We start from the raw sequence: 25637 nt of genomic DNA on the forward strand, positions 1-25637 counted from the left end.
CAAATAGCGGGTTAAATAATCAAAGAGGTGATAACAATGACTGAAGTAAAAGGAAAAACAGCTAATGAGTCTAGAGTGTTTAAAACGAGCCGAGTATTTCCAACAGATTTAAATGATCATAATACGCTATTTGGTGGAAAGATATTAGCCGAGATGGATATGGTTGCTTCTATTTCAGCAACGAGGCATGCAAGAAAAGAATGTGTCACAGCGTCTATGGATTGGGTAGATTTCTTACATCCTGTTCGCTCTTCAGATTGTGTTAGTTATGAATCCTTCGTAATTTGGACAGGTAGAACTTCTATGGAAGTGTTTGTGAAGGTAGTAGCGGAAGATTTAATTTCAGGTGAGAAGCGTATCGCAGCAACGTCATTTGTTACTTTTGTTGCACTTAGTAAGGAGAACAATCCAGTTCCTGTGCCGCGAGTAATCCCTGAAACAGAAGAAGAGAAAGAATTACATCGTATTGCAGTGTTACGTGCAGAACAACGTCATATACGTAAGGCAGAGAGCAAGAAAGTAGCTACATTACTTACTTTTTGAGTTGAGTATTTAGTCATTACTGGTATCATAACAGACCGAAATGTTTGTCATATGAAAAGCGGACACCTAAAAGTAGGTGTCCGCTTTTATAGTTTTTTCATCCACATATCATATGACAGTAACTACTTAGCAGAAGCAAGCAGCACCGACGATGATTAAGAGGATAAATAATACGACTAATAGCGCGAATCCATTACCATGTGCGAAGCCCATTGTTATTTCCTCCTTTTATTTTAAGATACAACATACAATATGCAAATGAGCTATCGTTTGATATGGACATATATCATGCAATGACATATTTTCTTGAATGATATTGTATTAAAAAAGGGAAGATATAGAAATAACAGTAAGTGGAGAAAGGAAAATATCCATGAAACACTTTTTCGTTGTAATCCTTTGTTTAATAGGTGTATTCATTTGGATTAACATCGATGTGGAAATGGGGAAAAAAATGGCTAGTGAATATGAATTAGGACAAGTTCGATTGGGTGAATTTCAACTGTATACGAACGGTGAAGAATTATATACGAAATTATTTGAGGATATACGCAATGCAGAAAAGTACATATATATCCATTTTTATATTGTAGGTAAAGATGAAATAAGCAAAGAGTTTTTGCAGTTGCTCGAGAAAAAGGCATCGGGTGGAGTAGAAGTGAAATTGTCAGTCGATCGAATAGGTGGATATAAGCTGAAGAAAAAGATAATTCGTCAACTAAAAAGCAATGGTGTCCAGTTTACATTTAGTAAAAAGCCTAAACTGAAACATATATTCTACTCGTTGCATCAACGGAACCATAGACGCATTGTTACGATAGATGGAAAAGTATCATACGTCGGCGGCTTTAACATTGGAAAGGAGTACCTTGGACAAAATCCGAAATTTGGTCCGTGGCGTGATTATCATGTACGAGTCAAGGGGAATGGTGCCACGGATATGGAAAGAAAATTCTCTGCTGACTGGAAAGAAGATACGGGAGAAAAAATGCCTGTACATGAAAGTTTACCTGCAATAGGGAATGTAAAGTATCAATATTTATTTTCAGACGGAAAAGGTTTATGGGAAAAATATGGAGCGCTTATAAAGCAGGCTAAAACGTCTTTAATTATTGCTACACCATATTTTGTACCAAGTAAAGAAATGATAAAAGCGTTAAAAGATGCATTAAACCGCGGTGTCAATGTGAAAATTCTCGTACCATTTAAAAGTGATGCAGTATTGTTAAAACAAGCTGCCTATCCGTATTTGAAAGACATGTTACATGCTGGAGCAGAGATTTATCAATATCAGAATGGTTTTTTTCATGGGAAAGTAACAATCATTGATGGGGAAATTGTTGATATTGGTACCGCAAACTTTGATAATAGAAGTTTTTATTTAAATACGGAGTCTAATTGTATTATCTATGATAAGGAAGTAACAGCGGACGTATGGAACCGATTAAAAGAAGACTTTCATAAGTCAAAAAGATTTTCGCAAGAAGATTTTGAGAAAATTAGTAAATGGGATTGGTTTTTAGCAAGAATAGCAAATGTTATAGCAGCATATTTATAACATATAGACAAAAGAGAAGGGAGGTACTCTCATGGATTGTATGAAAGAATTAATGAGGTATAGTTATATGCTTATATACAAGGTTGGGGAGTATACAGGAGAGGTAAGAGATGAAGAATTAAAGGAGCTATTACAGCATCATTTACCATATATGTTGCAAGCGTATAATGAACAAGTGAATTTTCAAGAAGGAGAGAATGTACAGCATATAACCTGTGAACCAATTTCATTTCATTTGCATGGAATGGAGAAGGAAACTGATAGTAAATATTCAGGAGATATCCAAATAGCAACTTGTTATATTGCGCATTTAAAACGGTTAGCGTTAAAGTTTGCTCAAGTGGCAGTTGAAGTTGCAAATCCAGAATTTCGTTCATTTTTAGAAAATTGCTTCCTAAAAATGAACCGTTATGCCTATAGTGTATGGCAATATGTTGTGAAGAAAGAGTATAAGATTAAACATGTATATGAAAATGAGAAGTTTGCATAAAAAACTGAGGCGGAAAGATAGGCGCCTTAGTTTTTTATTTTTCGTAGAGAAAAATGATTAGGTGTACATATTTATTATCAGAAAATTTACAAATATTTACCGTTTATTTACTATTTGTCAATCTTTCCTTTAAAAATAGAGAGTAATATGGGATTGTACATATTCTATCAAAAGGAGGAAACGCAAATGAACAAATGGGTTAAATCATTAACTGCTATGGCACTTGCAAGTTCTTTATTAATGGTAGGTTGTAGTAAAGATGAGGACAAGAAGAAAGAAGACGATACAACAACACAACAAGAGGACAAAAAGGATAAAGAAACAAGTGGAACTGAGAAGTCTACGGATTCTAAAGAAAAGAAATAATGTAATAATAGAGCTTCCTCTTATATGTGAGGAAGCTTTTTTGTTGTAAATTGATTGAGATTATTGAAAAATAGAGAAAGAATGAAAGAGGAGGAAAACAAATGAAAGTATGTATATTAGGAGCAACAGGGAGAGTAGGTTCAAATATAATAAAATTAGCATTAAAGGATTCAGCTGAAGTGACTGCATTAGCGCGTGATTTAAATAGAATAGAAATACATCATGAAAGATTACAAGTTATAGAAGGTAATGTATTGAACGCAAATGATATAAAGAAAGCGATAGAAGGAAGCGATATAGTAATTAGTGCACTTGGAACGGATCAAAATGGGACGTTAACGAAAAGTATGCCACAAATTATAAAGCAAATGGAAAAAGAAGGGGTTCATAAAATCATTACAATAGGAACAGCTGGTATTTTACAAGCAAGAACAAATCTAAATTTATATCGTTTTCAATCAACGGAATCAAAAAGGAAAACGACAACAGCAGCAGAAGATCATTTAGCTGCATATAAGATACTTAGTAGTAGTAATTTATGTTGGACGGTCGTTTGTCCAACGCATTTAATAGACGGTGATGTGACAGGTGTATATCGGACTGAAAAAGATGTATTACCAGAAGGTGGTGCGAAAATAACAGTTGGTGATACAGCACAATTTACGTGGAATCTGTGTAGTAAAAACAAATATGAGAATAGTCGAGTAGGTATTTCATATTAAAAAACCATCCCGAAATTGGGATGGTTAAAAGACGATATAACATACAAATATGATAATCATAATGGTTTGGAGAATGGCTTTCGCTACTGTACTGCTTAAAAAACCAACTACAGTAGCAACTCCTACAAGAAAAGCGTCTTTTGGCGCTTTTTTATGCATTAATTCGGTTATAAATACCGCTAAAAATGGTATGATAATAAGTCCGAATGGTGGGAAGAAGAAAGATCCGGCAATGATCGAAATCATTCCGACACGTTCGCCCCATTTAGAACTACCGTATTTCTTTAAGAAATATCCATTTGCAATAAAATCAGCAACGAAAATGAATAGTGTGAAAATAGCTTGAATAATCCAAAAAGAAATCGTTAGTTCTCCGCCATTTATACCAAAATGGTAAATGAAATATCCAGCCCAGACAGCTAGGATGCCGGGTATAATAGGATAAATAAAAGCTAGAAATGAAATAATGAAACAGGCAATGATACAGATTGTTAAGAAAACAGTCACTTTATAACTCCTTTTTTATATCTAATTTATGTACAGCAATTTTTTTGACTTGATGTCCATCAAGTTCTAATGCTTTAAATTGAAAACCGGCATATTCGATGGAGTAGCCAGCTTCAATATTTACGTCAACTGCCTGAGATAGTAGCCAGCCTCCGATTGTATCTAAGTCGCTCTCATCAATATGTAAGCCAAACATATCATTTACTTCAGAAATAAGTACTTTTCCATCTAAAACAGTAAGCTTCGGCGTACGTTTTTCAATCATAGGCGATTCATCTGCATCAAACTCATCTTGAATTTCTCCAATGATTTCTTCAAGAATATCTTCCATTGTTAAAAGTCCAGCAGTACCACCATATTCATCCATAACGATTGCCATCTGAACGCGATTCTTTTGTAGATGTACCAGTGTTTTACGAATTGGAACAGTTTCAAATACAGTTAGTACTGGATGTATGTAAGATTCAAGTGGCTTATGAATGCCTTTCGTTTGATCATGAAATACTTCTTTCGTATTGATCATACCGATAATATCATCTTTATCTTTTTCGATGATAGGGTAGCGTGTATACTTTTCAGTTGCGACGATATCCATATTTTCTTCTAACGTATTTTCAGTAGATAAGCAAATCATTTCTGTACGAGGGACCATAATTTCTTTCGCAACTCGGTCGTCAAATTCAAAAATGTTATTTACATATTTATATTCGGTTTGGTTTATTTCGCCGCTTTTGAAACTTTCACCTAAAATGAGTCGTAATTCTTCTTCAGAATGGGCAAGTTCATTTTCTTTCGCAGGCTCTAAACCGAGTAATTTTGTGAAAAAGATAGCTGTACTATTAAGTAGCCAAATGAACGGATACATAATTTTATCAAATAAAATAAGTGGTCGTGCAAACTTAAGTGTGATTGCTTCTGCTCTTTGGATTGCGAAAGATTTCGGAACTAATTCACCTAATACAACATGGAAAAATGTAATAACACTAAAGGCAATTATAAAGGATAAAGTATTTGCCATTGTTCCAGTAATATTAATCTTTTCAAAGAGCGGTCGTAGTAAATGTTCCACAGTCGGTTCACCAAGCCAACCCAGTCCTAAAGAAGTAATGGTAATCCCGAGCTGACAAGCTGATAAATAAACATCTAAATTAGAAATGACACTTCTTGCAGCTAAAGCTTGTTTATTGCCTTCATTTGCAAGCTGGTCAATTCGACTTTTTCGTACTTTTACAACAGCAAATTCTGATGCAACGAAAAAGCCGGAAATAAGGATAAGTACAAAGATGAGAAAAATATTTAATATGTCCAAGTGTGTTCTCTATTCCATAGTTTGGAATAAAGATGTCACCTCCTGCAATTATGTTATACTTTTATAATAAATCCAAACGAAAAGAATAGTCAAAGGAAAAGGGTAAATATTGGTATGTTTCTGTAATAGTTTTTGAATTTGCTGTTATTTTGTCCGCTATACAAAAGGAATAACCCCCTACTTTCAGATTATAGAGGGTTATTTCAAATTAAGGTTTTGAAATACTTCTTGTTAAAGCGTATGACTGTTGTTTAAAGTGGTTTGTCGTCCATAGTGTTTGAAGGAATGAGAGTATGCAATACGGGATATACAAAAGTAATAAGCTAATTGTAACAATAACAGGTGCATTTCCGCCGAATTGAACGATAAATTGCAATAGTCCGCTTGCGTGAAAAACGCATTCCATAAAAAGGAATGAAATAATAATGGAGCCTAAAATTGATTTATGATTCGAAGTAAGAGCTAAAAACAATGTATCTACAAGAAAAGAAGATTGTTTTATTTCATATTCATTTGTGTTACTTAAGAAAGGAACCCATTTTTTTATTGCTTGCATAACGATAATCATGGAAGTACTACAAACGATGATTAAAGATGAGTAGTAAGGAAGCTTTATAAATTTTGCGATGTATAGGAGTAGTAATAAGACTGAACATTGTAATAATACAGTGCAAAAAGAGTATGGTATCCATCTTAATAAAGAAGGGAACTTTTTAACCGAATGAGGTGCTTTAAAAAATAAATGGCCGATCCCTAAACTGATGAAGAATCCGATCGCAAGAGTAAAGGTAAAACGAACAATCGATAAAAAATATATTTCCCATATGTAAGGGAATAATGGAGTTGAATGATTAGAAGTATGTACCATCTCATTTGCTGAGAAAAAGATAGATTCGTGCATCCAATCAATCTTTGGAATTGTCATAGAAGAAAGCTGTGCGAAGTTATGAAAAATGCTTATAAAGCCAGTGAAGTATGAGTATTTATGTGTAATAAATAATGACGGAATAGGACTAATGATAAATATAATAAGAACACCAACTGTAAATTTACAAATATGTGAGCGTAATAAAGACATGTAATCACCTACTCTTGGAATATTCAGAAAATTCTTATTCTTATTTTAGCTGTTTTCGGCGTAAGTTACAATATATTTTCTTAAAGAAGTTTCGAGAGAACGTTTGGTATTGTAGAGATATAAGTGAATGAAACGTGAATAAATTATGACAAGAAAATGAAAAATTTTCAGAAAAGTAAAATAAATTATTTATTTTTTTGTGAAAATATAATATAGTTATGGCACAGAAAGTATTTTAACATAAGGAGGCTGTTTATGAGGATTAAAGGGAATTATGTGTCGAAAAGGGAAGTTTTATTTTGTTCAAGTTCAATTACAATAGGGGAAGCACTGGAGCATTTAAATAAAACTGGCTATCGTTGTGTACCAGTTTTAGATGAAAAAAAAGAGAAATATTTAGGGAATATATATAAAGTAGATATTTTAGAATATAAAGGTTCACTGGAAGAGAGTGTATTACAATTATTAAACGATAAAGAAGGATATGTGAGAGAAGATTCTTCGTTCTTTAAAGTATTTTTTACAATAAAAAAATTACCTTATTTATCAGTAGTTGATGAAAAAGGAGTCTTTCTTGGGATTTTAACGCATAAAAAAGTTTTTGAGTTATTAGAAGATGCTTGGGGTGTGCATTCTAGTAAATATTCTGTCATGATTGGGACACAGGATTATAATGGAGCAATTCAAAAATTATCCACAGTATTAAAAAAATATACAGGTATCCAAAGTTTAATGACTTTTGATAATGATGCCTTATTAGTTCGTAGAATTATGTTTACATTAGGAGAAGAGTTTAACGACGGTGAATTAGAGACGTTATTGAAAGATTTAGAAGATCACGGATTTAGAGTTGTGTATGTGGAAGAAATGAAAAATCCACGTGAAGTTGAAACGATAGATTAACATGCAAAAGCCGTCTAATTATGTTGGATGGCTTTTGTTATGTTGCGCGTATGAGGTTATTTGAAAATAACGATAGAATAATAGATGAGATTGTTATAATATTTGTGCAAAAGAATAAAAAATGTAGATAATTTTGATTTTCGAAAAAATCAATTTGAAAATATGTTTTTATTTTTCAACTAAATATGTTACTATATGTGTGATAAAAACAAAGAGGTCTGACAACTTTACTCCACGTAATACCACTCTAATGAGTTAAATATTCAAAAAAATCAAAATTAATAATTAGAGTAAGAATAAGGGGAATGGAGAAATTATGGAGAAAGACACTGCTTTGTAAGGGGCATATTTTATCATCTTGAGCAGAGAGGAGGATGCATAGCATATTGTGAAAATAGAGATAAACAATGAAAAAGTGCTATGCAAATGAAAAGCATGAAGGGACGTTTAAGGCCAGGTGATACGGTAGCAATTGGTTTAATGTTATTTGCACTATTTTTAGGAGCAGGAAATTTAATTTTCCCACCAGTTTTAGGGCAACAAGCTGGAGAGAATGTTTGGGTTGCTACAATTGGATTCCTTGTAACGGGAGTCGGATTACCCCTATTAGCTGTAACAGCTGTCGCGTTTGTAGAGGGGGACTTGAAAGCGCTATCTTCTAGAGTTCACCCTATATTTGCGTTTGTTTTTCCATTAATTAGTTATTTAGCGATTGGACCATTTTTCGCGATTCCGCGTACTGGAGCCGTTTCATTTGAAATGGGTATGAAGCCATTTTTATCAGAGGCACTGGTTTCAGAGTGGTACATGCTATTTCTTTTCACGATAATTTTCTTCGGAATAACGTGGTATTTATCTTTAAATCCATCTAAATTAGTGGATTGGTTTGGGAAATTTCTTACACCAGTATTAGTATTGATTGTTGCTGTTATTGTCGGAAAGGCAATTATTGATCCGATTGGAGAACCAGCTGCGCCGCTAGCGGCATATAAAGAAAATACTTTCTTTGGTGGTTTTATTCAAGGATATTTAACGATGGATGCAATTAGTGCGCTTGTATTTGGAATTGTCGTTGTACAAGTTATCCGCTCTAAAGGAATAAAAGAGAGTAATCAAATTGCAAAAATAACAGTAGTATCAGGTATTATTGCTGTACTTGGTTTAACGTTAATCTATTTATCACTTGCTTATCTTGGTTCAACAAGTACATCACTTGGTGTATCGGAGAATGGTGGACTTATTTTAACGAATGTTGTAAATGAGTTATATGGAACAAGTGGTAAAATTTTATTAGGACTTGTTATTATACTTGCTTGTTTAACAACTTCTGTTGGATTAACATCAGCTTGTGCTGGTTTCTTTACAAACTTATTCCCAAAACTTTCGCATAAAACGATTGTAACAATGGTATGTGTGTTTAGTTTAATTGTATCTAACCTAGGTTTAACACAATTAATCGCAGTTACTTTACCAGTGTTAATGATCATTTATCCAGTTGCAATCGTATTAATCGTACTTTCTTACTTCCATAAATGGATTGGGAAGCGTAATACCATTTATATTGGAGCTATTTTAGGTGCGTTGTTGATTAGTTTCTTTAACGGTTTAGAAAGTGCGAAGATTAAAATTGACGCGATTTCTAATGTACTACAAATGTTACCGTTATATAACGAAGGAATCGGATGGTTAATTCCATCATGTATTGGCGGGATTCTCGGTTTCTTCTTCTATAAGTCAAATGAATCAAGTGAATTACAAAAGAAAGGTGCTTAGGCGCCTTTCTTTTTTAAAAGGGGATTTTTGTATTTTGTCTAAGTAATAATGGGGAGGAATGATATAATGGCTAATTTTGAAGATTTTTTAACTTTGGATTTGCGGATTGGAACGGTGATACATGCAGAGGAATTTAAAGAAGCGAGGGTGCCAGCGATTAAACTAGAAATTGATTTTGGGGAAATTGGGATAAAACAGTCGAGTGCTCAAATTACGAAAAGGTATAATCCAGAAGATTTAGTGGGTCAACAAATCGTTGCGATTGTAAACTTTCCGCCAAAGCGTGTAGCTGGGTTCAAATCGGAAGTACTAGTATTAGGAGGAGTACCTGAAGCGGGTGATGTTGTAGTACTTCAGCCTAATATGGAATTACCAAATGGAACAAAAATTAGTTAGTGAAAAGGCGGGGGAGCATGGATATTGGACGCGAATATTTACAATGTGCCATTTCGAATTTTGAAGCAACAAAGAAACAAGGGGAACGGGTGCTTTCACAATTATCATATGAACAGATTGAATGGTCTTCTCATGAAGCAACAAATAGCATAGCGATCATAATTAAGCATCTGCACGGTAATATGCGTTCTAGATGGACGGATTTTTTAACATCTGACGGTGAAAAAATAGATCGTAACCGAGATGCTGAATTTGAAGGTGGTTATTCTTCTAAGGAAGAGGTACTCGCAGCATGGAATGAAGGTTGGGAATATGTTTTTAAAACGATGAATGTGCTAACGCCGGAACATTTAATACAGACGGTATATATTCGCGGTGAAGCACATACTGTCATGCAAGCAATTGAAAGACAAAATTCTCATTATGCTTTGCATATTGGACAAATGATTTACATCGGTAAAATGTTAAAAGAAAACGAGTGGGAATGTTTAAGTATTCCTAAAGGAAAGTCTAACTTTCATTTAGAGAAAAAACGTTCAACATAATAATAGGAAAGAAACCGATATAAAATGGGAAATAAGAAAATAAGCCAAATGATAGATGGCTCTGCAATCATAAGAATACTACCAACAATCAGCCCATATATAATAAGAAAGAAATTAATAAGTGTATTCACAGGGATAAATCGTGAGATGAAAACTTGCTGTCGTTTAAAACAATCACTGTGAAATACATAAAAGCGGAAGTACCATGTGGTAGTAATAAGATCTTTCTTTCGCGTAATTCTTTTTTTGCATGTATGACAGATGAACGGTGGTTGCATTTCATTACGCTCCATTTTTCATATTTGTAATCATGTAGGACAAAAGTAGGTACAAAGTGTATATCCCTATATACGCTCCTGATATAAGAAAAAATGGATTTAGTAAAATCCCATGAATGCTTGTCATAAAAACTAAATCTTGTATTAAAACCTCATATATATTAATAGAAATAATTGTTCCGAGTACATACAGAGTCAAGTACGCTGAAATATGTAACGCAACACGGATTGTAGGTTGCTTAGCAAGCCAATAAAAAACAAATGATAATACAATGGGTAATGTTCCTATTAGTAGCTTCAATTCATTTCACCTCATTAACAATATAGCCGGAATTTAGACGGTCTATTCTCTAGAGCTTGTACATAACTTGAAATAGAGAGGTGATAGTATGAATCGAGGCTTTTTTTATGTGAAGTTCACGAGTGTACGTAAGTTAGTATTATTTATTATTGCTACAGTACTAGCGACTTTTTTTCTTATTAGTATGATGGTAACCTCTATGAAAGAGACAAAGTCAACGTATTTATATAATTGGTTAAATGAGTTATCGATGAATGGTTACATGTATGTTCTTGGGAAAGAGAATCATTATTTTACACAGGAATATAGGAATTTAAATCAAGATTTTTCAATATCGTCGTTTCTCTTTTCCATGGCTACGAATATTCGTTTTAACGATGTACGAAGTTTTGTCGGTAAAGAGCTACCTGGTTTTGGTAAGTACGATACAGAAATTGTTATTGCGGGTGAAGGGACAAATTATTCTAACTTACCGATAGAGTCGAGCGTTCCACTTGAAGAAGTAGTAAAAGAACGGACTGGAGAAGGTGGACAGGCTCCAAAACCGGATAAGAACAAAGAGAAAAAGCAACCTGCTCAAACGACAGGAAAAAGACAAGTTGCTTTTATTTATCATTCGCATAGCTGGGAATCTTATTTGCCGTTATTGAATTTAACAAACGATCCAAATCCGAATAAAGCAACAAGTTCCGTCACGAATATTTCAATAGTCGGTGACCGATTTCGTGAACAATTAGAAGGTGAAGGAATCGGAGCAACAAACGATAAGACTGATGTTGGTCAAAAGTTGATTAGTAAAGGATTAAATAGTAATAGTTCTTATAAAATGTCACGAGAAATTGTACAAGAAGCAATGACTGACAATAAGGAACTACAGTACTTTTTTGACTTACATCGTGATAGTGCTCGGAAAAATGTAACGACAAAAGCAATTGGAGATAAATCATATGCAAAGCTTGCTTTCGTAATAGGAAAAGGAAATAAAAACTATGAAAGGAACCTACAATTAGCAACGGCTTTACATGAGACAATTAATAAGAAATATCCAGGGGTTAGCCGTGGTGTCATTCAAAAAGGATTCCAAACAGGCAATGGAGTCTATAATCAAGATTTGTCAGGGCAAGCAATATTAATTGAAGTTGGTGGTGTAGATAATACAGAAGAAGAATTAAATCGATCAATTGACGCACTTGCTAAAGCATTTGGTGAATACTTTTGGCAAGCTGAAAAAGTGAATGGATAAAGTGAAACTAAAATAGTGGGAGGCCCCCGCTAATAATTATTAGCTCATACCAATTTTGGAAAAACGTAAGTGTAATGCTTACGTTTTTTTTCTTTGGTTTGAAATGTGGATGATACGATGTCACATAATGGACATAATTTTTAATTGTTATAGTAATATCGAAATTTGTCTATTTATACTGGGTAAATTAGAAAGGGATTTTCGGAAGAGTAGAGAAAATCTTTTTACAAGGAAAATTTTTATATTATGAAATTGGTAGGGTGATTCAGGTGATCAGGGAAATTAAAGTAGAAGATGCAGCATCATTTTTGCAATTAAGTAAGCAATTAGATGAAGAAACAAAATTTATGTTATATGAACCAGGAGAAAGAAAATTTACAGTTAAGCAACAAGAACAAATGATTCATCGCTTTATAGAAAATGAATATGCAACAATATTGGTAGCAGTTGAAGAAGAGAGAATAGTAGGATTTATTTTAGTGAATGGAAATAATATTCAAAGAAAGCGACATGTAGCAGGTATTGTAATTGGTATTTTGCAAGAGTATAGCGGGCGAGGTATTGGGACGAGTTTGTTTAAAGAGGCTGAGAAGTGGGCAAGATTACATGATGTATGGCGTTTAGAATTAACGGTAATGGCCCACAATACAAGAGCTCAGGCACTATATAAAAAAGCTGGATTTGAGAAAGAAGGTGTCAAAAAAGCTGCTCTTATTATCGATGGTGAGAACATCGATGAGTATGAAATGGCCAAATTATTAAAATAAGAGGTCGTTATATGAAAAAAAGATGGATACTACTTGGTATCGTAGCGGCGATACTCATTGTTGGAGTAGCAGGAATCAATTATAAAATGTATAAGGATAAGCAGGCGCGCGAGGTAAATGTAAATAACATATTTCCGAAAGCGAAAGAAACGATTGCGAATATGGATGGTGATATTGCGGTAATTAGTAATCCGAATTCGATGCTTGTGCTTGTGAATAAAAGTAGGCGTTTGCCAGATGGGTATAGACCGCCAGATTTAGTTATTCCGAAAGTGCGCTACTCAAGTGAAGGTGATCAAGAAAAGAAAAAAATGAGGAAAGAGGCAGCGAGAGCGCTTGAGGAAATGTTTCAGCAAGCTGATAAGGAGCGTATTTTCCTTTTTGCAGTCTCTGGATTTAGATCTTTTGATCGACAAAAAGCATTGAATACGATGTATAAAAAACAAGATGGAGAAGCAAAAACAGCAATGTCGAGTGCAGTTCCTGGAACGAGTGAACATCAAACTGGACTAGCTATGGATATTACATCGCAATCTGCTAAGTTTCAGTTAGAGACAATTTTTGGTGAAACGAAAGAAGGGCAGTGGCTTTCTGAAAATGCTCATAAATTTGGTTTTGTCATTCGATATACAAAAGAGAAAGAATCGCTTACGGGCTATCGATTTGAACCATGGCATGTGAGGTATGTGGGGAATCCACAAGCTACATATTTATATGAAAATCAACTGACACTTGAAGAAGTAACAGAGTGAACAATTGAGGGGAGAGAAGGATTATGACGGTGTTATATAAGAAAAAAGTACACGCATATGTGACAAGAGAAAAAGAGGGAGTTATGCAACTGCTTGTTTTTAAACATCGTGATGTACCTGAAGCTGGTATACAAGTACCAGGGGGAACAGTTGACGTAGGAGAAACGTTAGAAGCAGCACTTTTACGTGAAGTACAAGAAGAGACTGGATTACGTCATTTATGCATAGAGAGTTTTTTAGCAGATTACATCATACATGTGAAAGAGAAAAAGGAATATCAAAAACGACATTTTTTCCACGTAACGTTACTAACAGATGTAAAAGATACTTGGGAACATATAGTAAGTGCGGGTGAGGAAGATCAAGGTTTAGTATTTTGCTACGAATGGGTTAATATTGCAAAATGCCCTGAATTAGCCGGGAAACAAGGTGAGTTTTTACATTTGTTAGATGAGGTATATGTAAAGTAAGAAAAGAGTCTGAAGCGGTAGTTTATTCGTTTCAGACTCTTTTTATTTTTCAGGAAATAAAAGGTTTTTACATTGGAAAGTTGAATTCTCTTAAAGGGATTGTAGTTGTATATGCGAGGAGCGGAGAAAATGAAAAAGTAATAGAGACATATTATCAATAAAAGGTTTTATAGAAGGAGAATGAAAATGGAGATGCAGTTCAATGCACTATTACAAAAAGAATTAAATATTCCTGATATACAAGCAGCGATGGAAGCGGGAAAATTAACTTCAAAAGAACTAGTTATGTATTATCTTCATAGAATCGCAAAGTATGATCAAGACGGACCTAAAATCAATTCTATTTTAGAAATCAACCCGGACGCTATCTTTATGGCAGAAGCGCTAGATCATGAAAGAAAAACAAAAGGTGTAAGAGGTCCGCTACACGGCATACCTGTTTTACTTAAAGACAATATCGAAACGAATGATTCTATGCATACAAGTGCAGGTACGATTGCACTAGAACAACATATAAGTAGTGAAGATGCATTTCTCGTTACGAAACTGCGAGAAGCAGGAGCAGTGATAATAGGAAAAACAAATATGACAGAATTAGCAAATGGAATGTCTTTTGACATGTGGGCTGGATATAGTGCAAGAGGTGGGCAAACAATAAACCCTTACGGTACAGGTGAGGATGATATGTTTGTTGGCGGCTCAAGTACAGGGTCTGCGATAGCAGTCGCCGCTAATTTTACAGTAGTATCTGTTGGAACAGAAACAGATGGTTCTATATTGAGTCCAGCTGTTCAAAACTCTGTAGTAGGTATTAAACCGACTGTTGGTCTAATTAGTCGTAGGGGAATTATTCCGTTTACTTATTCACAGGATACAGCGGGACCATTTGCTAGAACGGTAACAGATGCTACTATTTTGTTAGGGAGTTTAACTGGGTTAGACGACAAGGATGTAGCTACTCATAAAAGTGAAGGTATAGCAGAAGATGACTATACAAAGTATCTTGATGATAATGGTTTAAATGGAGCAAAGATTGGTGTATATAGCAATGCGCCAAAAGATTATTATGAATCTGGTGAGTATGATGAAAAATTGTTTAAGGAAACGATTGAGGTATTGCGTAGTAAGGGCGCGACAGTAGTAGAGGATATTGATATTCCATCTTTTCATAGGGAATGGAGTTGGGGAGTATCGCTTTATGAACTAAAGCATAGTCTAGATAATTATCTTTCTAAATTACCTTCAACTATTCCAGTACATTCTATTTCGGAATTAATGGAGTTTAATAAAAACATAGCAGAAAGAGCTTTGAAATATGGACAAACTAAATTAGAAATAAGAAAAGATTTCCCTAATACATTAAGAAATTCAGAATATTTAAATGCAAGGTTAGAAGATATATATTTTTCTCAAGAACAAGGCATTGATTTTGCACTGGAAAAATATAATCTTGATGCGATTCTGTTCCCTTCTTATATAGGCTCCACTATATGTGCGAAAGCAGGTTATCCGTCTATTGCAATACCTGCAGGATATATGGAGAGTGGGAGACCTTTTGGGATTACTCTTGCAAGTACAGCTTTTAGTGAAGGAATATTAATTAAACTAGCATATGCTTATGAACAAGCGACTAAACATAGGGGAATCCCTAATTTGTCATAAATAGAATATACAAAAAGGACAGGAATTTCTGTCCTTTTTGCTTTATTGATTACATTAAGATATTTTTTGATCGGTCTTATCATATTTTAATAAACTAAAAGATAAACAAGCAGAACATAAAATAAGAAAAGAAGCGATGATATAAATTGTACGAACACCGAACATATCAGTAATAATACCAACACTAAGCATAGAAAGACCAGAAGCTGTTGAAAGAAGTGCGCCATGTGCTGTATACATTCTTGATAATAAAGAAGGAGCGACACTTGATTGTAGAACTGTCGTTTGAGAAATATCTCTAATTTGATAACATGGACCCATTAGAACACATAGAAAAAGCGCAATAAATCCGCTACTTGTCATACCATATAAAAATGTAAGAATACTAAACATAAGAGAGCCTATCGCCATGGATCGTATTAAATTGTTTTGAATGTATATACTCATTTTCCACGCTAATAGCCCGCCAATTAACGTCCCAACATAATAACTTGTATTAATATATCCCCACCATTCTTCTCCTTTATGAAGGGCAGTCGTTACATAAGCCATCGTAATAGCGCCGATCCATATTGTCCCTGCGAATGTTTCAATTAAGTCCATACATGTAACGGTACGGAGAGCAGGATTTTGAAATAAGAGTTTCCAACCTTCTAATAAAGCGGCGCCTTTTGAAGAAGAAGGCTCTATTACTCGTTCATTATGTATGGAACGTAATGAAAAGTGTAGTGCAACACATCCGAAAATCATCAAAATGTTATTTATCATAAGTGTAGAAGTAGCGCCGATAAGAAGAACAATAACACTTGTAAATGAATAAGCAGCGGCTTGCGCAATTTGTATGGAAAAGGAAAAAATACTATTTACTTTTACTAAATTTTCTTGTGGTGTAAGGCGGGGTAGAATACCGTATAGTAATGGAGCGCTCCAGCCACTACATAATGAAATGAAAAAAATGAAAATTAATAGTGCTACAATGTTTGTGGAAAGGACCGGGAATAATATCATTAATAAAAATAATAGAGCAGTTTTTGACCATTGTAGTGTAAACAGTAATGAATAAGATGGAAATCGATTCATTATAAGTGGTGCAGATGTATTTGCTATAAGATTAGTTAGGACTTGTAATAATGGAAAGAGAGCAGTTAATGTAGCGGATTTAGTTGTGATATACATATGAGTTGTAATTATCATTACGTATACGATGTCAGCAAGAGTAATGCATATTTTAGAGCTTAAATAGTATGTTAGGGAACGCTTGTGCAATAAGCACACAACCTTTCTGAAAAAATATTACAATAGTTAGAATAATTATAGTTTGAAAATTTAATTTTCGAAAGAATTTAATTTTTTGTCACTTTTTGAAAGGGAATTTCATGTATAATGAAGAATATATTAATATAGTATTTTAATAATGCTCATTATAACAGTGAATATGTACAATAGCTTGTAGTAAGCGCCCACGTATTAGAAAGGGCGGATAAACCATACTTTTCTTCATATACATATAGAAAATGAGAAAGAAAGTGAGGGTTGTATATGGCTGCTTGGGTAATTTGGTTTATAATAGCTGGTATTTTATTTATTGCAGAAATGTTGTCGATTACGTTTTACATGCTTTGGCTTGGAATTGGAGCTGTTGTCGGAGGTCTTATTGCTTTGTTTGTCCCTGAAGCACTATTATTACAAGTTGTTGTTGGTGCGATTGTAAGTTTAACACTGACTTTCTTCACCAAAAGAATTTCAAAAAATTTTCGGGAAGCAAAAGGCTTTACTGATACAGTAGATATGCTTGCAGGTAAAAAAGGGATTGTTATGCAAGCGATTACAAATGAAGTGAATGGTATTGTAAAGGTTGATGGAGATACTTGGACAGCTGTTGCAGATGATCCAATTGATGTTGGAGAAAAAATCGTTGTTATAAAGAGGCATAGTACTATTTTACAAGTGAAAAGGGAGAGTGAATAAATATGGTAGCATTAACGTTAACGATTATATTTGCACTAATTGTTGTTACATTTATTGCATTAACAATTAAAATTATTCCTCAGCAAAAAGTTGGGGTCGTTGAAAGATTTGGTAAGTTTCAACGTATTATGCAACCAGGATTAAATTTATTAATACCAATTGTGGATCGCGTTCGCGTATATCACGACTTACGTATTCAACAAACGAATGTACCACCGCAAAAGGTGATTACAAAAGATAATGTTCAAGTAGAAATTGATACAATTATTTTCTATCAAATTGTGGAACCAGAACTTGCGACATATGGTATTTCAAACTATGAATATGGTGTTCGTAACATTACTTCTGCAACGATGCGTCAAATTATTGGTAAAATGGAACTGGATGAAACGTTATCTGGTCGTGAAAAAATTTCAACAGAAATTCGCTTAGCGCTTGATGAAGCAACAGAAAAATGGGGCGTTCGTATTGAACGTGTTGAAGTAGTAGATATTAACCCACCAAAAGATGTGCAAGCATCAATGGAAAAACAAATGAAAGCAGAACGTAATAAACGTGCGATTATTTTAGAGGCTGAAGCTGCCAAACAAGATAAAGTCCTTCGTGCTGAAGGGGAAAAGCAAAGTAAAATCTTAATGGCTGAAGGGGATAAAGAAGCACGTATCAGAGAAGCTGAAGGGTTAAAAGAAGCAAAAGAATTAGAAGCGCAAGGGGAAGCAAGAGCGATTGAGGAAATTGCAAAAGCAGAACAAAATCGAATTGAATTACTTCGTGAAGCGAATCTAGATGAGCGTATACTTGCTTACAAATCATTTGAATCATTAGCTGAAGTTGCAAAAGGGCCAGCAAATAAAGTCTTTATTCCATCTAATGCAATTGAAACACTTGGTACTCTCGGGGCAATTGGAGAAATCTTTAAAGAAAAACAGGCGAAGAGATTACCTTCAAATGATACAGAAAAAGAACAATAAGAGTGCAAAAGAGAAATGGGATGCCATTTCTCTTTTTTGTTATAGAAAATTCAGAGTATGATATAATGGAATTTTTCGGATATTAAAAAGGGGAGTGAAGAAACATGCAAATACTACTAATACGCCACGGAGAATCAGAAGCTGATATCTTAAACGTACATGAAGGACGAGCTGACTTTGAATTAACAGAAAAGGGAAGACAGCAAGTGCAAAGGCTTGTACAGAAAGTGAAAACAGATTTTCCGCCAGATTTCATTTGGGCAAGTACATTAAAACGTGCTCGTGAAACTGCTGAAACGTTAGCTGAAGGAATTGGGTGTCCAATTCAATTAGAAGAGGAATTAATGGAGTTTAATAATGGAGTGCAAGCAGGCTTATCATTTGAAGAAGCAAAGAAATATCCAGAGCCAAAGTTTCTTCATGATCGTTTTGAAAACGGGGAATCGTTTATTGAGTTTCGAATGAGAATAGAAGGAATCTTTTCTAAAATCGTGACAGAGAATACATATGACCGAATTGCAATTGTTGCACATGGTGGTGTAATAAATAGTCTATTACGTGCATTTTTCAAAATGCCAATTTCAATGGACTATTATTTTAAAATGGGAGATACAGGAATAAGCTTAATTGAAATTGATGGAGAACAAAAAACGGTACATTTCATTAATGATACGAGTCATTTGGACGGGATGTAAAGACCTATGTACAAAGTAGTGTTTTTTGATGTTGATGGCACTCTTTTAAGCGAGATTGATAGAAGTATGCATGAGAGCACAAAAGAGGCAATACAAAGATTAATAGATAAAGAAATTCATGTAGTTGTTACTACAGGGAGACCATATAGCTTATGTTCGCAATTTAAAGAGCTGGGCATACATACAATTATTTCTGCAAATGGTGCACATATTAAGTGTGGAGAAACAGTTATACATAAATCAGTACTTTCAAGTGACATCGTTCATGATATCTCGGGGTTTGCTGAATTACATGGTCACGGTGTTTCTTATTTTACAGAGGATTTTGCAATGAACGGGATAGCCTCGGATAATGAACGTGTAATTCAAGCGCTTAACGAGACGTTAAATTTAGCAAAGTATCCTGAAAAAAGCAGGGATTTGTCAGAAGAGATCTATTGTTTATGTCTGTATGCGGATGAAATAGAAGCTCAAAAATTTATTGAAAGATATCCAGTGCTTACGTTTGAGCGTTTTCATGGTTATGTCATAAATGTATTGGAAGATAATAAAGTATCAAAATTAACGGCTATTCAAAAAGTATTGGATCACTTAAATGTTTGTAAATCAGAAGCCATGGCTTTTGGTGACGGTAGAAATGATATTGAGATGTTACAGTATGTAGGATTAGGGATTGCAATGGGTAATGGCGGAGAAGAGTTAAAAACAAGAGCTGATTTCGTTACAAAGAAGGCAAGTGAAGGTGGTATTGCTTTCGCCTTAAAGGAGTTTCGGATAATTTAAAAATAATAGCTAGTCAGTTTGAAAAATCCTGTTTGAATTACAGGATTTTTTTGTCTAACAATATTCTTGCAATAAAAGGAAAAATATGAGTATAATGAAAAAGTAGTTAGGTAAGCTAATTAAGAAGAAAGGAGAGTGAAGATGAATGGGTTCAAGAAAAGATTCTCTTCCTTTAGGGATTGAGCCATATGCTGAGCTAATAAAAAAAACAGCATCAGCGGATACGGATCCAATTGCAGCAAAACTTGGTTTGTTAATGTTATGGACGTCTGATAATGTTCTGGATGCTGTTGACGTAGATTTAGCTCCGCTTGGTATTTCAGAAAGTAAATTAGATTTTTTACTGTTGTTTATTTTGCGTGAAATGGAATCAAATGGGGAGGAAGTGAACATGAGTCCTTCGGATATTGCGAGTCGATTAGGGATAACACGTGCTTCTGTCACTGGCTTATTAGATTGGATGGAGAAACGAGAGTTAATCGTAAGATTCCATCATTCTGAAGATCGAAGAAGATTAAAAGTGAAAATTACTCCGAAAGGAAAAGAACTAGTTACGCAATCTTTACCAACTTTTTGGTTATCTTGCGCTTCGTTAGTTGACGACTTTAATCAAGAAGAGCGTCAAGTTTTAGAGAAGTTATTAAATAAAATGCAAGTAACTATGCAGGTGAAATTAGGAGAAGGTAGATAAATAAGTTGATTATGAGGGTCAACTTATTTATTTGGGAATATAATTAGTCTGCCTTATTATAAGTTTAACTAACTTTAATTGTAAGTCATAATTTTTCAATGTAATAAAATAAATAACAGTTAAAGAAATACTATTTTAAGTGCTTTAGATTAGAGGTTTTAAATTAACAAAACAAATCGTATTAAGGGAGAGATATTATGATGGAAATAGGAAAGGAAATAAATAGTGAAAAGAATTACACAATAATGACGGTTGTATTATGTTGGTCGGGTATGGTAGCTATGTCTAGTTTATATGTAACAATCCCTTTAATTGCTCTATTTTCAGACCTTTTTACTGTTTCACTAGCGCAATCTGCAGCTACAGGCAGTATATTTTCTATTGGCTTTGCTATAGGGTGTTTGTTATTTGGGGCAATCTCTGATAAATATGGGCGAAAAAAGGTGATCTTCATTGGATTACTTGCTCTGTCGAGTATTTCTTTTTCCTTAGGGCTTGTAGATAGTATATTTTGGCTTGTTATTCTTAGAGGATTACAAGGGATAGCAGCAGCTACATTTTCTCCGGTAGCGTTAGCCTACGTTGTAGAAATGTTTCCAGTAGAAAAAAGGTTACAACAATAGGATTTGTTAGTACCGGTTTTTTAGTAGCTGGAATTGTAGGTCAGGTAATAAGTACGGTTGTGAGTCAACATTTTGGATGGCATATGGTGTTCTTTCTTCTTAGCATTGTCTATATGATTACTGCTGTATGGGTTCAGTATTCTCTTCCAAAAGGGGCGACATCTCAATCTTATACTGATATTTTAGGACCGATTAAACAGATGGGTAAAGTATTTACACATAAAAGCTTAGTATTGAGCTATATGATAGCTTTTGTTTTATTAATGGCTTTTGTTAATATGTATACTGTTTTAGGGAATTATTTGAGCTCTTCTATTTACAATTTAACTGCAGAACAAATCCTTTATTTTCGTTTAGCGGGGCTATTTGGTATGGTGATGTCACCGATTGCGGGTCGTTTAACAAAGAGGTTCGAAGTAAGGAAAGTTCTTCAGGGTGGACTGTTGGTCGCTCTTTTTAGTCTAAGTGCAATGGGCTTTGTTTCATACCTCCCTTTACTTGTTATAATGAGTGTCTGTTTTGTAATAGGTATTGCTATATCAGTTCCGTCTTTAGTTGCTCTTGTAGGTCAATTAGGAGGGAAAGCAAGAGGAATAGCAGTTTCTATTTATACTTTTATTTTATTTTTAGGTACTAGTATAGGACCCATCATTTCTATATATCTTTTGAAAATAGGAAGCTATGCTCAAACATTTATTTTATTAGGAATGATACTTTTTATTGGTTTTATAGCTTCTCTATTTATAAATAAAGAACATATATTTGATGATATGTAGATTGGATACTGAATGAGTGGGAATTTACTCAAATAAAGAAATGCAAGGATCTTTCATATGCTCGCATAATAAAATATGAACTTGCCCGCGATGATGATAAAAATGCGAGAGAATTTCAAGCAACCATTCAAAACGCGAATAAGAAATACCCCAATAGGCAGTCATAACTTCTGCTAATTCTTCTTTGGAATAGGAAAGAAATGTTTTAGGGAGAAGATTGTATCCTTCAATCATTATTTGTTGCATGTAGGCTATTGTTTCCGGTGTATGTTCTAAATAAAAGGTATGTAACTCTTTTTCCGTAATACCATTTAAAATGAGTAAATCTGCATGGCAAATAAGAGAAAGATGTGCACATATTTCAAATACTGATCGCTTCGAGTGAATAGGTTGTATTTTTAAATCGTCTTCATTGTATTGGTTAAGCATTTGAATAGAAGTATCAACAGCAATTTTAAACTGATGCAATGCAGATTCAACAAACATTGTAATTCTCCTCATCTCCGTATATAATAATTTCTTAAGGGTATTATATCGTACTCAAAATTCCGAAAATTCTAGTAGTTTGACTAGCATATTGAAAAGTATTATATTGTAAAAGGTCATATGAAACGTGAAATAGAATGGAATGCAATTATTGAGTTAGGAGTTAGACCAATGAGTTTGAAATATGGAAGAGATACAATTGTTGAAGTGGACTTAAATGCAGTAAAACATAATGTAAAAGAATTTAAAAAACGTGTGAATGATGAAAATATTGCAATGATGGCTGCTGTAAAAGCAAATGGGTATGGCCACGGGGCAGTTGAAGTTGCGAAAGCTGCTATTGAAGCAGGAATAAACCAGCTTGCAGTTGCATTTGTAGATGAAGCGATAGAGTTAAGAGAAGCAGGAATTAACGTGCCGATTTTAATTTTAGGCTATACATCAGTAGCGGCTGCTGAAGAGGCAATTCAATATGACGTTATGATGACTGTTTATAGAAGTGAAGATTTACAAGGTATAAATGAAATCGCAAACCGTCTTCAAAAGAAAGCGCAAATTCAGGTGAAAATTGATACAGGAATGAGTCGTATCGGTTTACAAGAAGAAGAGGTTATACCATTTTTAGAAGAATTAAACCGTATGGAGTATATAGAGATAGTGGGAATGTTTACACATTACTCTACGGCAGATGAAATCGATAAATCATATACGAATATGCAAACAAGTTTATTTGAAAAAGCTGTTAATGCAGCAAAAGAATTAGGAATTCATATCCCATATATTCATAGTTCAAATAGTGCAGGCTCAATGGAACTTAGCAATACATTTCAAAATATGGTTCGTGTAGGTATTGGAATTTATGGAATGTATCCTTCAAAAGAGGTAGATCATTCAGTTGTTTCTTTACAGCCTGCGTTGTCGTTAAAATCAAAAGTAGCTCATATTAAACATGCGAAGAAGAATCGCGGTGTAAGTTATGGGAATACGTATGTAACGACTGGTGAAGAATGGATTGCAACTGTACCGATTGGTTATGCTGATGGTTATAATCGTCAGTTATCTAATAAAGGGCATGCATTAATAAATGGAGTTCGAGTACCTGTTATTGGCCGTGTTTGTATGGATCAGCTCATGTTAGACGTTTCAAAAGCAATGCCAGTGCAAGTGGGAGACGAAGTAGTATTCTACGGTAAACAAGGCGAAGAAAACATCGCAGTAGAAGAAATAGCGGATATGTTAGGTACAATTAACTATGAAGTTACATGTATGTTAGACAGAAGAATTCCACGTGTGTATAAAGAAAATAATGAAACGACTGCTATTGTAAATATACTAAGAAAAAACTGAATCGTTATGATTCAGTTTTTTTATTTTTGACAAATGAAAAATGCTCTATTTGTACCATGTGATTGAATGTTCTTAAAACCTACGGATTCTAATGAAGAAATTATTTCTTCATTGGAATAACAAGCTTCCTCAAAAGAAAAGTCACTTCTTGCCCAATTATTCTCTATGTCATGCTGAAATAGTATAAAGTTCATGTCTGCTTTTTTATTTTCATTATCATATGTAGAATCGATTGTACAAACATATTCGTCTGCTGAAATGTGAAACGAAGCAATCCAATTTTCAAGAAAACCTTTCTCCATATTCATATCAAATACGAATGTACCTTCGCTATGTAATACGGAGTAAACATTACGAAAAACATTTTTTAATTCATCTAATTTTAAAATATGGTTTAAGCTATCGCCAGTAGAGATAACATAGTGAAATTGCTCATTTATATTGAAATAACGGGCATCATCGATGATAAAGTTTGCGTCTGGCGCGTTTTGACGTGCGTATTCAATCATTTGAGCAGAACCATCTATACCAGTTACTACAAAATTATTATCCATTAATTTCTTAGTAAGGTGACCAGTCCCGCAGCAAAGGTCTAAAATATGAGAATGTGGTGGTGCATATTGTAAAACGAGTTTTTCTAAAAGTAGATAGGCGTGTTCAGCATAATGCCCCCAATGCTTATTATAGATGTCTGCAAAAATGTCATAATCAGAATAAATTACTTTTTTAGCCATATGTATTCACCTCGAAATTCATTACATTATAATAGTCATGCTTCGTTTTAATTTCAAAACCACATTGTGTATATAATTTTAAAGCATGGTTGTTTTTCGTTTCGACGTCTAATTCAATTGTTGAAATGTCTTCTGTAATAAGGGTATGTACCATATAACTAAGAATATCTTTGCCGTATCCCTTGCCTTGATAAGAAGGATGAACGGCGAATCCTGATAGTGTAGTAGATTGCTCTTGCTCAGAAACTGTAATCGTTCCTATCACTTTTTCATTGATAAGAGCACTGTAAACTTGATGGGAAGATGAATTCATCATCTTTTGTAACCATGTAGTGGTATTTTCTACTGAATCTCCAAACGCTTTACTGGAAATTTCGATAAGATCAAGAAGTGATTCTGAAGATGCAAGAGTAAGCTGTATAGTATTCTTCGTTGTTTCTTGAACTTCTTTTGCTCTGAACGCCATACTATATTCACTATATAAAAAAGGTAACTTCATATGTTTTGCAAAGTCTTTTCCAGAAACAGAATCCCCATTCATAATAAGAAGAGCTTCATCTGCCTCTCTTAATCGTATTTCTTTCATTGCGGTTTGTAAAAGAGTAGTGCCTATATGTTGTTTTCTATAATTCGGATGAACAAACCCTATTAACTCGAGTTTTGTCGGTCTTTCAAAGTCATACATACTTAATGCACTGACTAATTTGGTATCGTCATAAAATAGAAAATCATTTATCTCTTCTTTATTACGAGCAGTTAAAAAGTTTACATGTAAATCTGACGAGTAATCAATTTGATCATGTTGCCCGCAAATATGGGCTAAGTCTTTCATTTGCTGAATTTCGTTTGCTGTTAAAAATTTCTTTCGTTCAATATTCATTTCATAATCCCTCACATTCG

The 25637-nt window shown here is 34.1% G+C and carries 31 protein-coding genes and 1 pseudogene; 22 read left to right on the top strand and 10 right to left on the bottom strand.

Features of this window, described 5'->3' with window-relative positions; genetic code table 11:
* The first annotated feature begins 36 nt into the window (after positions 1-36).
* On the top strand, positions 37-543 hold the full coding sequence (locus ACQVV1_RS18840) for an acyl-CoA thioesterase (protein WP_000141167.1): 507 nt from the start codon (positions 37-39) through the stop codon (positions 541-543).
* Between the two features lie 126 nt (positions 544-669).
* Here ACQVV1_RS18840 and ACQVV1_RS18845 read toward each other — a convergent pair whose 3' ends face one another.
* Positions 670-756, bottom strand: coding sequence for a YjcZ family sporulation protein (locus ACQVV1_RS18845; protein ID WP_000505094.1), 87 nt, complete (start codon positions 754-756; stop codon positions 670-672).
* Between the two features lie 160 nt (positions 757-916).
* Here ACQVV1_RS18845 and cls point away from each other — a divergent pair, with 160 nt between their 5' ends.
* From cls to ACQVV1_RS18865, 4 genes are all read left to right on the top strand, one after another.
* Positions 917-2101 carry a cardiolipin synthase gene (gene cls, locus ACQVV1_RS18850; RefSeq protein WP_242251648.1) on the top strand — a complete coding sequence of 395 codons (1185 nt, stop codon included), beginning with the start codon at positions 917-919 and terminating at the stop codon, positions 2099-2101.
* 31 nt (positions 2102-2132) lie between these two features.
* Positions 2133-2591: a spore coat protein gene (locus tag ACQVV1_RS18855; RefSeq protein WP_242251649.1), complete on the top strand. Its 459-nt coding sequence runs from the start codon at positions 2133-2135 to the stop codon at positions 2589-2591.
* A gap of 186 nt (positions 2592-2777) precedes the next feature.
* Positions 2778-2957 (top strand): hypothetical protein, encoded by a 180-nt coding sequence (locus ACQVV1_RS18860; protein ID WP_001045957.1) that lies wholly within the window; start codon positions 2778-2780, stop codon positions 2955-2957.
* 101 nt (positions 2958-3058) lie between these two features.
* Positions 3059-3679, top strand: a complete 621-nt coding sequence (locus tag ACQVV1_RS18865) for an NAD(P)-dependent oxidoreductase (protein WP_242251651.1) — start codon at positions 3059-3061, stop codon at positions 3677-3679.
* Between the two features lie 24 nt (positions 3680-3703).
* Here the strand turns inward: ACQVV1_RS18865 and ACQVV1_RS18870 are convergent, their stop codons facing one another.
* The 3 genes from ACQVV1_RS18870 to ACQVV1_RS18880 form a co-directional block, all read right to left on the bottom strand.
* On the bottom strand, positions 3704-4186 hold the full coding sequence (locus ACQVV1_RS18870) for a DUF456 domain-containing protein (protein WP_242251652.1): 483 nt from the start codon (positions 4184-4186) through the stop codon (positions 3704-3706).
* Between the two features lies 1 nt (position 4187).
* A complete protein-coding gene (locus ACQVV1_RS18875) occupies positions 4188-5495 on the bottom strand; it encodes a hemolysin family protein (RefSeq protein ID WP_063222762.1) in 1308 nt (435 codons plus the stop codon).
* Between the two features lie 208 nt (positions 5496-5703).
* The gene (locus tag ACQVV1_RS18880) at positions 5704-6573 is read right to left on the bottom strand and encodes a hypothetical protein (protein ID WP_063222761.1); all 870 of its coding nucleotides are present in this window, start codon (positions 6571-6573) and stop codon (positions 5704-5706) included.
* 255 nt (positions 6574-6828) lie between these two features.
* Here ACQVV1_RS18880 and cbpA point away from each other — a divergent pair, with 255 nt between their 5' ends.
* The 4 genes from cbpA to ACQVV1_RS18900 all read left to right on the top strand — a co-directional run bounded on the left by cbpA (position 6829) and on the right by ACQVV1_RS18900 (position 10190).
* Positions 6829-7476, top strand: coding sequence for a cyclic di-AMP binding protein CbpA (gene cbpA, locus ACQVV1_RS18885; protein WP_063222760.1), 648 nt, complete (start codon positions 6829-6831; stop codon positions 7474-7476).
* Positions 7477-7911: 435 nt separating this feature from the next.
* On the top strand, positions 7912-9249 hold the full coding sequence (gene brnQ4 / locus ACQVV1_RS18890) for a branched-chain amino acid transport system II carrier protein BrnQ4 (RefSeq protein WP_396022990.1): 1338 nt from the start codon (positions 7912-7914) through the stop codon (positions 9247-9249).
* Positions 9250-9315: 66 nt separating this feature from the next.
* A complete protein-coding gene (gene csaA, locus ACQVV1_RS18895; RefSeq protein ID WP_242251654.1) occupies positions 9316-9645 on the top strand; it encodes a chaperone CsaA in 330 nt (109 codons plus the stop codon).
* Positions 9646-9662: 17 nt separating this feature from the next.
* Positions 9663-10190 (top strand): DUF1572 domain-containing protein, encoded by a 528-nt coding sequence (locus ACQVV1_RS18900; protein ID WP_098555904.1) that lies wholly within the window; start codon positions 9663-9665, stop codon positions 10188-10190.
* Here the strand turns inward: ACQVV1_RS18900 and ACQVV1_RS18905 are convergent.
* On the bottom strand, positions 10163-10468 hold the full coding sequence (locus ACQVV1_RS18905; RefSeq protein WP_242251922.1) for a permease: 306 nt from the start codon (positions 10466-10468) through the stop codon (positions 10163-10165). The two genes, ACQVV1_RS18900 and ACQVV1_RS18905, sit on opposite strands and share 28 nt — an antisense overlap.
* Positions 10469-10472: 4 nt before the next feature.
* The gene (locus ACQVV1_RS18910) at positions 10473-10769 is read right to left on the bottom strand and encodes a hypothetical protein (RefSeq protein ID WP_063222757.1); all 297 of its coding nucleotides are present in this window, start codon (positions 10767-10769) and stop codon (positions 10473-10475) included.
* A gap of 88 nt (positions 10770-10857) precedes the next feature.
* Between ACQVV1_RS18910 and spoIIP the strand changes: the two genes are divergently transcribed.
* From spoIIP to ACQVV1_RS18935, 5 genes are all read left to right on the top strand, one after another.
* Complete coding sequence (gene spoIIP, locus ACQVV1_RS18915) at positions 10858-12012, top strand: stage II sporulation protein SpoIIP (protein ID WP_242251655.1); 1155 nt, start codon at positions 10858-10860, stop codon at positions 12010-12012.
* A 269-nt stretch (positions 12013-12281) separates the two neighbouring features.
* Positions 12282-12779 (top strand): GNAT family N-acetyltransferase, encoded by a 498-nt coding sequence (locus ACQVV1_RS18920; protein WP_242251656.1) that lies wholly within the window; start codon positions 12282-12284, stop codon positions 12777-12779.
* An 11-nt stretch (positions 12780-12790) separates the two neighbouring features.
* Positions 12791-13531 (top strand): M15 family metallopeptidase, encoded by a 741-nt coding sequence (locus tag ACQVV1_RS18925; protein WP_242251657.1) that lies wholly within the window; start codon positions 12791-12793, stop codon positions 13529-13531.
* A 23-nt stretch (positions 13532-13554) separates the two neighbouring features.
* Positions 13555-14001, top strand: coding sequence for an NUDIX hydrolase (locus ACQVV1_RS18930; protein ID WP_098555908.1), 447 nt, complete (start codon positions 13555-13557; stop codon positions 13999-14001).
* 186 nt (positions 14002-14187) lie between these two features.
* The gene (locus ACQVV1_RS18935) at positions 14188-15663 is read left to right on the top strand and encodes an amidase family protein (protein WP_431169360.1); all 1476 of its coding nucleotides are present in this window, start codon (positions 14188-14190) and stop codon (positions 15661-15663) included.
* Between the two features lie 54 nt (positions 15664-15717).
* Here the strand turns inward: ACQVV1_RS18935 and ACQVV1_RS18940 are convergent, their stop codons facing one another.
* On the bottom strand, positions 15718-16929 hold the full coding sequence (locus ACQVV1_RS18940) for an MFS transporter (protein ID WP_242251659.1): 1212 nt from the start codon (positions 16927-16929) through the stop codon (positions 15718-15720).
* Between the two features lie 273 nt (positions 16930-17202).
* On the opposite strand from ACQVV1_RS18940, the gene ACQVV1_RS18945 reads away from it, so the two are divergent.
* The 7 genes and pseudogenes from ACQVV1_RS18945 to ACQVV1_RS18975 all read left to right on the top strand — a co-directional run bounded on the left by ACQVV1_RS18945 (position 17203) and on the right by ACQVV1_RS18975 (position 22170).
* Positions 17203-17631 carry an NfeD family protein gene (locus ACQVV1_RS18945; protein WP_242251661.1) on the top strand — a complete coding sequence of 143 codons (429 nt, stop codon included), beginning with the start codon at positions 17203-17205 and terminating at the stop codon, positions 17629-17631.
* 2 nt (positions 17632-17633) lie between these two features.
* Positions 17634-18602, top strand: a complete 969-nt coding sequence (locus tag ACQVV1_RS18950) for an SPFH domain-containing protein (RefSeq protein WP_242251662.1) — start codon at positions 17634-17636, stop codon at positions 18600-18602.
* A gap of 104 nt (positions 18603-18706) precedes the next feature.
* Positions 18707-19297, top strand: coding sequence for a histidine phosphatase family protein (locus tag ACQVV1_RS18955; RefSeq protein WP_063222748.1), 591 nt, complete (start codon positions 18707-18709; stop codon positions 19295-19297).
* A gap of 6 nt (positions 19298-19303) precedes the next feature.
* Positions 19304-20080, top strand: a complete 777-nt coding sequence (locus ACQVV1_RS18960) for a Cof-type HAD-IIB family hydrolase (RefSeq protein ID WP_242251663.1) — start codon at positions 19304-19306, stop codon at positions 20078-20080.
* Between the two features lie 145 nt (positions 20081-20225).
* Entirely contained in the window at positions 20226-20771 is a 546-nt protein-coding gene (locus tag ACQVV1_RS18965) for a MarR family winged helix-turn-helix transcriptional regulator (RefSeq protein ID WP_242251665.1), read from the top strand.
* Positions 20772-21052: 281 nt separating this feature from the next.
* Positions 21053-21747: pseudogene (locus ACQVV1_RS18970) on the top strand (MFS transporter); the annotation flags it as partial.
* 24 nt (positions 21748-21771) lie between these two features.
* On the top strand, positions 21772-22170 hold the full coding sequence (locus ACQVV1_RS18975; RefSeq protein WP_242251924.1) for an MFS transporter: 399 nt from the start codon (positions 21772-21774) through the stop codon (positions 22168-22170).
* Positions 22171-22194: 24 nt separating this feature from the next.
* Here the strand turns inward: ACQVV1_RS18975 and ACQVV1_RS18980 are convergent, their stop codons facing one another.
* On the bottom strand, positions 22195-22656 hold the full coding sequence (locus ACQVV1_RS18980; protein ID WP_242251667.1) for a DinB family protein: 462 nt from the start codon (positions 22654-22656) through the stop codon (positions 22195-22197).
* Positions 22657-22827: 171 nt separating this feature from the next.
* Between ACQVV1_RS18980 and alr the strand changes: the two genes are divergently transcribed.
* The gene (alr, locus tag ACQVV1_RS18985; protein WP_097949752.1) at positions 22828-24003 is read left to right on the top strand and encodes an alanine racemase; all 1176 of its coding nucleotides are present in this window, start codon (positions 22828-22830) and stop codon (positions 24001-24003) included.
* A 20-nt stretch (positions 24004-24023) separates the two neighbouring features.
* On the opposite strand, the gene ACQVV1_RS18990 is transcribed toward alr, so the two are convergent.
* Together ACQVV1_RS18990 and ACQVV1_RS18995 are read right to left on the bottom strand one after the other, a co-directional pair.
* Entirely contained in the window at positions 24024-24737 is a 714-nt protein-coding gene (locus tag ACQVV1_RS18990) for a class I SAM-dependent methyltransferase (RefSeq protein WP_242251669.1), read from the bottom strand.
* A complete protein-coding gene (locus tag ACQVV1_RS18995) occupies positions 24730-25617 on the bottom strand; it encodes a GNAT family N-acetyltransferase (RefSeq protein ID WP_242251671.1) in 888 nt (295 codons plus the stop codon). Before ACQVV1_RS18995 ends, ACQVV1_RS18990 begins: the two co-directional genes overlap by 8 nt.
* Between the last annotated feature and the right edge of the window lie 20 nt (positions 25618-25637).

The organism is Bacillus basilensis (assembly GCF_050630465.1).
Classification (GTDB): Bacteria; Bacillota; Bacilli; order Bacillales; family Bacillaceae_G; genus Bacillus_A; species Bacillus_A basilensis.

Bases quoted from the DNA above. Each gene is read 5' to 3' on its own strand.
- ACQVV1_RS18995 (WP_242251671.1), bottom strand. From the start codon at position 25,617: ATGAATATTGAACGAAAGAAATTTTTAACAGCAAACGAAATTCAGCAA.
- ACQVV1_RS18950 (WP_242251662.1), top strand. From the start codon at position 17,634: ATGGTAGCATTAACGTTAACGATTATATTTGCACTAATTGTTGTTACA.
- ACQVV1_RS18925 (WP_242251657.1), top strand. From the start codon at position 12,791: ATGAAAAAAAGATGGATACTACTTGGTATCGTAGCGGCGATACTCATT.
- ACQVV1_RS18840 (WP_000141167.1), top strand. From the start codon at position 37: ATGACTGAAGTAAAAGGAAAAACAGCTAATGAGTCTAGAGTGTTTAAA.
- ACQVV1_RS18900 (WP_098555904.1), top strand. From the start codon at position 9,663: ATGGATATTGGACGCGAATATTTACAATGTGCCATTTCGAATTTTGAA.
- ACQVV1_RS18860 (WP_001045957.1), top strand. From the start codon at position 2,778: ATGAACAAATGGGTTAAATCATTAACTGCTATGGCACTTGCAAGTTCT.
- spoIIP (WP_242251655.1), top strand. From the start codon at position 10,858: ATGAATCGAGGCTTTTTTTATGTGAAGTTCACGAGTGTACGTAAGTTA.
- ACQVV1_RS18845 (WP_000505094.1), bottom strand. From the start codon at position 756: ATGGGCTTCGCACATGGTAATGGATTCGCGCTATTAGTCGTATTATTT.
- cbpA (WP_063222760.1), top strand. From the start codon at position 6,829: ATGAGGATTAAAGGGAATTATGTGTCGAAAAGGGAAGTTTTATTTTGT.
- ACQVV1_RS18990 (WP_242251669.1), bottom strand. From the start codon at position 24,737: ATGGCTAAAAAAGTAATTTATTCTGATTATGACATTTTTGCAGACATC.
- ACQVV1_RS18880 (WP_063222761.1), bottom strand. From the start codon at position 6,573: ATGTCTTTATTACGCTCACATATTTGTAAATTTACAGTTGGTGTTCTT.
- ACQVV1_RS18965 (WP_242251665.1), top strand. From the start codon at position 20,226: ATGGGTTCAAGAAAAGATTCTCTTCCTTTAGGGATTGAGCCATATGCT.
- cls (WP_242251648.1), top strand. From the start codon at position 917: ATGAAACACTTTTTCGTTGTAATCCTTTGTTTAATAGGTGTATTCATT.
- ACQVV1_RS18935 (WP_431169360.1), top strand. From the start codon at position 14,188: ATGGAGATGCAGTTCAATGCACTATTACAAAAAGAATTAAATATTCCT.
- ACQVV1_RS18975 (WP_242251924.1), top strand. From the start codon at position 21,772: ATGTCACCGATTGCGGGTCGTTTAACAAAGAGGTTCGAAGTAAGGAAA.
- ACQVV1_RS18905 (WP_242251922.1), bottom strand. From the start codon at position 10,468: ATGCAACCACCGTTCATCTGTCATACATGCAAAAAAAGAATTACGCGA.
- ACQVV1_RS18980 (WP_242251667.1), bottom strand. From the start codon at position 22,656: ATGTTTGTTGAATCTGCATTGCATCAGTTTAAAATTGCTGTTGATACT.
- ACQVV1_RS18945 (WP_242251661.1), top strand. From the start codon at position 17,203: ATGGCTGCTTGGGTAATTTGGTTTATAATAGCTGGTATTTTATTTATT.
- csaA (WP_242251654.1), top strand. From the start codon at position 9,316: ATGGCTAATTTTGAAGATTTTTTAACTTTGGATTTGCGGATTGGAACG.
- ACQVV1_RS18855 (WP_242251649.1), top strand. From the start codon at position 2,133: ATGGATTGTATGAAAGAATTAATGAGGTATAGTTATATGCTTATATAC.
- brnQ4 (WP_396022990.1), top strand. From the start codon at position 7,912: ATGAAGGGACGTTTAAGGCCAGGTGATACGGTAGCAATTGGTTTAATG.
- ACQVV1_RS18930 (WP_098555908.1), top strand. From the start codon at position 13,555: ATGACGGTGTTATATAAGAAAAAAGTACACGCATATGTGACAAGAGAA.
- ACQVV1_RS18960 (WP_242251663.1), top strand. From the start codon at position 19,304: ATGTACAAAGTAGTGTTTTTTGATGTTGATGGCACTCTTTTAAGCGAG.
- ACQVV1_RS18955 (WP_063222748.1), top strand. From the start codon at position 18,707: ATGCAAATACTACTAATACGCCACGGAGAATCAGAAGCTGATATCTTA.
- alr (WP_097949752.1), top strand. From the start codon at position 22,828: ATGAGTTTGAAATATGGAAGAGATACAATTGTTGAAGTGGACTTAAAT.
- ACQVV1_RS18865 (WP_242251651.1), top strand. From the start codon at position 3,059: ATGAAAGTATGTATATTAGGAGCAACAGGGAGAGTAGGTTCAAATATA.